Raw genomic sequence first — 6,272 nt, 5'->3', positions numbered from 1 at the left:
GTGATAAAGCTAAGGGGCAGTCGATTAACTGGATAAATGTAAATACGGATCCTGATACCTGGAGGGTAGATAAAGATCTGCTCATTTGCAAAGGCAAGCCCATTGGCGTTATGCGCTCAGAAAAGCTATATGAGAATTTTATACTACAGGTTGAGTGGAAGCACATGGAAGCTGGCGGAAATTCGGGAGTATTTGTATGGAGTGATGCAAAACCGGGAGCGGAAAATCGACTGCCTGGTGGCGTAGAAGTGCAGATGCTTGAACTTGACTGGGTAAACCAGAATATTACTAATGGTGAAAAGCCACCTATTGCATATGTTCATGGCGAACTTTTTGGGGTTGGGGGTGTACAAACAGTTCCGGATAATCCAAGGGGCGAACGCAGTAAATCTGTAGAGAATCGTTGCAAAGGAAAAGGCGAATGGAATAGTTATACAGTTGTTTGTGTGGATGGAACCATCAAATTATCGGTAAATGGCAAGTTTGTAAATGGGATAAGTAAATCAACCGTAAAGAAGGGGTACCTGTGTTTAGAATCTGAGGGTGCTGAGATTCATTTTCGTAACTTAAAAATAACTGAATTATAATTGATATTGGGTTATAGTATTGAAAAAAAATCCCAATTTCGTAAGTTGAAAATGAAAAATTCAGATACTCAGGGTCCAAAACAGAAAACGAAGCAGGGTCAAAGCATTTTTAGTTTGCTTAAACCGTATTCAGGCCTGATTATGCTGCTCATCTTGTTTGCATTGCTCAGCAATGGTCTCAACCTTTGGATACCAAAACTTATTGGTAGCGGTATAGATGCATACAGTGCAGGCAAATTTTCATATAAAACCATTGCTACTGAATTTATAGTTGTAGTGCTCATTATCTTTCTATTTAGTTTCCTGCAAAGTTTAATGCAAACCTATGCCTCAGAAAAGGTAGCAAGGGACTTAAGAACCCGGTTAGCCGATAAAATATCCCGACAAAGCTTTGCTTATATACAAACCACGAACCCATCCCGTTTACTTACTAATCTTACTTCCGATGTAGATTCTATAAAATTGTTTGTATCGCAGGCCATTGTTTCTATCGTATCCTCCTTGTTCATCATTATTGGCGCAAGTATCTTACTGCTTAGCATCAACTGGAAACTTGGCTTAATTGTCATGGCCATCATTCCAATTATTGGAGGTACGTTTTTTATTGTATTGGGTAAAGTACGGGTGCTATTCAAAAAAAGCAGGGAAGTAATAGACTGGTTAAATAAAGTAATTAATGAAAGTATCCTTGGGGCTATGTTAATTCGCGTAATTAATTCGCAGCAACTGGAATATGATAAGTTTTTTGAGGCGAGTAATAAGGCCAAAGATATTGGACTTTCAATTCTGAGGTTATTTGCCTGGCTAATCCCCATAATTGTATTTACAGCAAATATGGCGGGTTTAATGATTCTGGTTCTGGGTGGACATTATGTAATTAACGGCAGAATGAGCTTGGGTGATTTTGCTGCTTTTAACAGTTATCTGGCACTGCTAATTTTCCCGATTCTTATCATAGGTTTTATGAGTAATGTAATTGCTCAGGCTACTGCTTCATACGGCAGGATCAGCGAAATGCTGGAAAGACCAGATACTATTGAAACAGGTCAGCTGGCAGCTAATTTAACCGGAGCTATAGAAATGAAGGATGTAAATGTTAATTACGGTGAAAAGCCTGTATTAAAGCATATCGATTTCTCTGTACGACCAGGATCAAGGACTGCGGTAATTGGACCAACAGCAGCAGGTAAAACACAACTGCTCTATTTGCTTAGTGGTTTAATTAAGCCAGATAGCGGTGTATTAACATTCAACGGACATCAAATAGATGAATATAAAAGTGAATCTTTTTACCAAAAGTTAGGCTTTGTTTTTCAGGATAGTATCCTGTTCAATATGAGCATCCGCGAAAATATAACTTTTAGTGAAACGGTAACAGACGAATCTTTACAAAGGGCAATTGAAACCGCAGAACTAAAAGATTTTATGGAATCATTGCCGGAAGGGTTAAATACCAGCGTTTCCGAAAGGGGATTAAGTCTTTCAGGAGGACAAAAGCAACGGATTATGCTGGCACGTGCATTGGCAATAAATCCAAATGTATTGTTGCTTGATGACTTTACAGCAAGGGTAGATAATCAGACTGAAACCCGCATACTTGAAAATATTCAGCGCAATTACCCTAATTTAACGCTTATATCGGTAACTCAGAAAATAGCTGCGGTTGAGCATTATGAACAGATCATTTTGCTTATGCAGGGCGAAATACTGGCCGCAGGAACCCACAAAGAGCTTATGAATACAAGCCCTGAATACGTACAGATTTTTAATTCACAAAAAAGCACAAGCAACTATGAATTATAATCTGAACAGCATAGCAGAGCAGGAGAAGAAAAGTTCATCCTGGACAGGACTTAAAAACCTGTTGAATCTGGTTGCGGAAGAGAGAAAGCGTATTTTTCTCTCCTTATCGGCAATTCTTGTTAGTGCATCACTTAACCTTCTTGGCCCGTTTTTAATAGGGTATACAATAGATCATTACGTGCAAACCGGAAAATATCATGGTGTTTTGGTATTTGCAGGGATTTTACTAGGGATGTATTCTATCKCTTTTGTGAGCAGTTATTTGCAAACGCAATGGATGGGAGGTGTAGCCCAGCGCGCCATCTTCAAATTAAGAAACGTAATCTTTAATAAAATCCAGCAATTACCTGTAGCCTTCTTTAATGAGAACAAAGCAGGTGATCTGATATCAAGGGTTAATAATGATACGGATAAATTGAGCCAATTCTTTTCTCAGGCCCTAATGCAGTTCATTAGTAGTATCATTACTATGATCGGTTCCGGGGTATTCTTATTATCTATCAATATAAAACTTGGGCTAGCTACCCTGGTACCAGCCTTAGTTATCCTGATTTTTACAAGAAGTGTTTCGCCTTGGGTAAGAAAAAGGAATGCGTTAAGTTTAAAAAGCTCTGGTGGGCTAAGCGCCGAAATACAGGAAAGCCTGAACAACTTTAAGGTGATAATTGCTTTTAACCGAAGAGATTATTTTAGAAAAAAGTTTGATGTAGCCAACCAGCATAATTATAAAACTGCTATGGGTACAGGAATGGCAAACAACATGTTCTTACCTGTATTCGGGTTGTTTTCCGCTTTAGCGCAATTAATTGTGCTGAGTTATGGGATTTATCTGATCTCTGAATCGGAATTTAGTATAGGCCTGCTTGTAAGTTATTTGGCTTATTCTACTAACTTTTATAACCCATTAAGGCAATTGGCTGCTTTGTGGACAAGTTTCCAGGTTGCACTTGCGGGTTGGGATAGGATCTCCCGTATGTTATCTCTCGAAAGTAATCTGGATATTGTTAAGGGTAGTGTTGCAACAGCCTCAGATTCGTTACTTGAATTCAGAAACGTTCATTTTGGATATACCACAAGTAATGAAATACTTCACAATGTGAATTTTAAGCTCGAAAAAGGAAAAACATATGCGCTGGTAGGTCCTACAGGTGGAGGTAAAACCACAACTGCATCCATTATGGCACGTTTGTACGATCCGGTTAGTGGAATGATTCTTTTAGACGGCAAAGACATCAAATCTTATACTCCTGAAGAACGGAGTAAGAAAATTGGATTTATACTTCAGGAACCGTTCTTATTTATGATCGCTTTTATGCGCGCTGTGCTAAGAAAGCCGGATCTGCTAATTCTTGATGAGGCGACAGCAAATATTGATACCATAACAGAAAAACTACTTGGCGAGATATTAGACAAATTGCCACAAGAGACTACTCTGGTAATTATTGCCCACCGTTTAAATACCATCGAGAATGCCGACGAAATCTTCTTTGTAAATAGTGGAGAGGTTACCAGGGCAGGATCATTTCAGGAGGCTATGGATAAGCTTATCCATCATAAAAGAAAAAGTTAGTCTGGATATTGCCAGTAGCTCTACAGATTTTCTTCAAAGTCTGATTTTACTTTTATATCATATTCATACAGTGAAAAATCTGGTTGTAAATGATAAAAGGCGTAAGGGAAATATCTTCGATCTTGCTATTAACACTCTTAAGTTACAGCGGAGGGATATTTTTATGTCAGGCACAGCATAAAAAGGTAGATGATTACATTCAAAAAGCATTGACCAATAGTCCTTTGCTCAAAGATTTTAAGAATCAGCTGCTTTCTGATAAAACGGATAGTGCCATACTAAGAGCCGGATACAGGCCTCAGGTTACTGCCAGTTCTACAGGAAGTTATGCGCCTGTTATTAACGGTTATGGTTATGATAATGCGCTTAGTAATGGCAAAACATTCGATGCGCTGATCACTGCAAACCAGAATATTATCGGTAAAAGTAGACGAGATATTCAGTTAGAAGGAATTATATTACATTCTGATTCAATAAATGCGGCTTCAGAAATCTCCCGGCAAGACATTAAAAAATCTATCACCGAACAATACATAACAACCTATACGGATCAGCAACAAAGAGATTTTTATCTTGAAGTTTATCAGCTCCTGCAAAAAGAAGAAAAGGTGTTAAAAGTACTTGCCCAAAAGAGTGTATACAAACAAGCAGATTACCTTGCATTATAGATACTAGTGTTACCGTATTGCAAGAACCCGTACTAACAGCCACACAGCTTACCGGATTAAGCAATAGCATTTTTATCAAAGGCTATAAAATAGATAGCTTAAAATTATTGAATGATAAAAAGCAGATTGATCTGAATTACAAACCGCAGGCAAGTGTTTATATAAATGGGGGCTACAATTCATCCTTCATCCTACAGCCATATAAAAATTTTGGAACAAGTGTAGGTTTTAGTGTTTCTGTGCCGGTTTATGATGGTGGTCAGCGTAAAATGAAGCATACACAGCTTCAAATACAGGAAAACACGAGGCAAGATTATCTGCAATTTTTTACCCGGCAGTATCAGCAGCAGGTTAATCAGCTTGTTCAACAACTACAAGGCACCCAGGAGCTGCAGGCTAAAATTACCAGGCAAATTAAATTCACTGAGGGCTTGATAAATGTAGACAGCAAATTGCTGCAAACAGGCGACATCACTATCGCAGATTATGTAATAGCCATAAATAATTACCTCAATACCCAATATATGCTTCGGCAGGTTAATATATCCAGGCTTCAGCTAATTAATCAACTAAACTATTGGAACAATTAGTAAACAAAAAGATGAGTAGTAAGCCATATTATACAGTGACATTGGGTTTAGCTTCAATTTGCTTAATTCTGAGTGCATGCAACTCAAGCGCTACATTGGATAATCGTGAGTTGGATAAAACACCCGATCCAAAAACTCCGGTAAGTGTTACCCAGATAAGCCATGCACCATTAAGCGATTATATTGAATTAAATGCAACGGCAACCTTTCAACAGAAAGGGATTATAAAGGCGAGCTCAAATGGCTATTTGCAAACTGTAAATGTAAAAAAAGGCGACTATGTAAAAGGGGGGCAACCATTATTTACGGTGATTACCAAAGAGGCCAGAAGCATAGGGAATGCCATTAATAGCCTTGATCCTAGTTTTAAGTTTACCGGCCTAACCCGAATTACGGCAAATACAGCTGGTTTTGTAGGAGAGGTAAGTCACCAAAAAGGCGATTATGTACAGGAAGGGGAGCAGTTGGCAGTAATCACTAACCTAAATAGTTTTGTTTTTCTTATGGATTTGCCTTATGAACTAACGGGAATCATTAAAAATCAAAAAGCATTACAAGTAACATTACCTGACGGACAAAAGTTAGCTGGCAAAATGGGCCGTTCCCTGCCTTTGGTCGATTCTGCATCGCAAACCCAAAGGGTCATCATTCAAGTAAAAACGCAACAGCTAATTCCAGAAGGGCTTATAGCTAAGGTGAAATTAGTCCGATCAGAATCGCTAAATCCAATTGCTTTGCCCAAAGAATCCATTCTTACTAACGAAACCCAGGATGAATTTTGGGTAATGAAGCTAATGAATGACACTACGGCGGTAAAAGTAAATATTCAGAAGGGGCTGGAAACAGGAAGTTATGTTGAAATAAAATCCCCCTTATTTAAACCTAATGACAGGTTCATTCTTACTGGTAATTACGGTTTACCCGATACGGCTAAAATTATGATCAACCACAAATGAAGAATTTCTTTCTGACTCATAAAAACCCAATTATAATAATTCTGACCATAATTATGTTTGGTGGTGTTATTGCTATTATGTTTGGTGGTGTTATTGCT

The 6,272-nt window shown here is 38.3% G+C and carries 6 protein-coding genes; all 6 read left to right on the top strand.

The annotated features are described in order from the left end of the window. The coding region (locus AC1DDX_RS24970) for a 3-keto-disaccharide hydrolase (RefSeq protein ID WP_477622789.1) at positions 1-587 on the top strand (587 nt) is incomplete at its 5' end. 51 nt (positions 588-638) lie between these two features. After that, the gene (locus tag AC1DDX_RS24965) at positions 639-2,390 is read left to right on the top strand and encodes an ABC transporter ATP-binding protein (RefSeq protein ID WP_172660660.1); all 1,752 of its coding nucleotides are present in this window, start codon (positions 639-641) and stop codon (positions 2,388-2,390) included. After that, positions 2,380-3,960, top strand: a complete 1,581-nt coding sequence (locus tag AC1DDX_RS24960; RefSeq protein WP_477622788.1) for an ABC transporter ATP-binding protein — start codon at positions 2,380-2,382, stop codon at positions 3,958-3,960. Before AC1DDX_RS24965 ends, AC1DDX_RS24960 begins: the two co-directional genes overlap by 11 nt. Before the next feature lie 89 nt (positions 3,961-4,049). Then, positions 4,050-4,628 carry a hypothetical protein gene (locus AC1DDX_RS24955; RefSeq protein WP_477622787.1) on the top strand — a complete coding sequence of 193 codons (579 nt, stop codon included), beginning with the start codon at positions 4,050-4,052 and terminating at the stop codon, positions 4,626-4,628. A gap of 17 nt (positions 4,629-4,645) precedes the next feature. Further along, complete coding sequence (locus AC1DDX_RS24950) at positions 4,646-5,218, top strand: TolC family protein (protein ID WP_477622786.1); 573 nt, start codon at positions 4,646-4,648, stop codon at positions 5,216-5,218. Next, the gene (locus AC1DDX_RS24945; RefSeq protein WP_337715361.1) at positions 5,206-6,174 is read left to right on the top strand and encodes an efflux RND transporter periplasmic adaptor subunit; all 969 of its coding nucleotides are present in this window, start codon (positions 5,206-5,208) and stop codon (positions 6,172-6,174) included. The genes AC1DDX_RS24950 and AC1DDX_RS24945 overlap by 13 nt, the downstream gene beginning before the upstream one ends. Positions 6,175-6,272: the final 98 nt, after the last annotated feature.

The organism is Pedobacter sp. 10L46_2 (assembly GCF_056395165.1).
This window is presented reverse-complemented; position numbering and strand designations above follow the sequence as displayed.

What these genes read in the sequence shown, in the direction of transcription:
- AC1DDX_RS24965 (WP_172660660.1), top strand. Translation starts at nt 639, where the DNA reads ATGAAAAATTCAGATACTCAGGGTCCAAAACAGAAAACGAAGCAGGGT.
- AC1DDX_RS24955 (WP_477622787.1), top strand. Translation starts at nt 4,050, where the DNA reads ATGATAAAAGGCGTAAGGGAAATATCTTCGATCTTGCTATTAACACTC.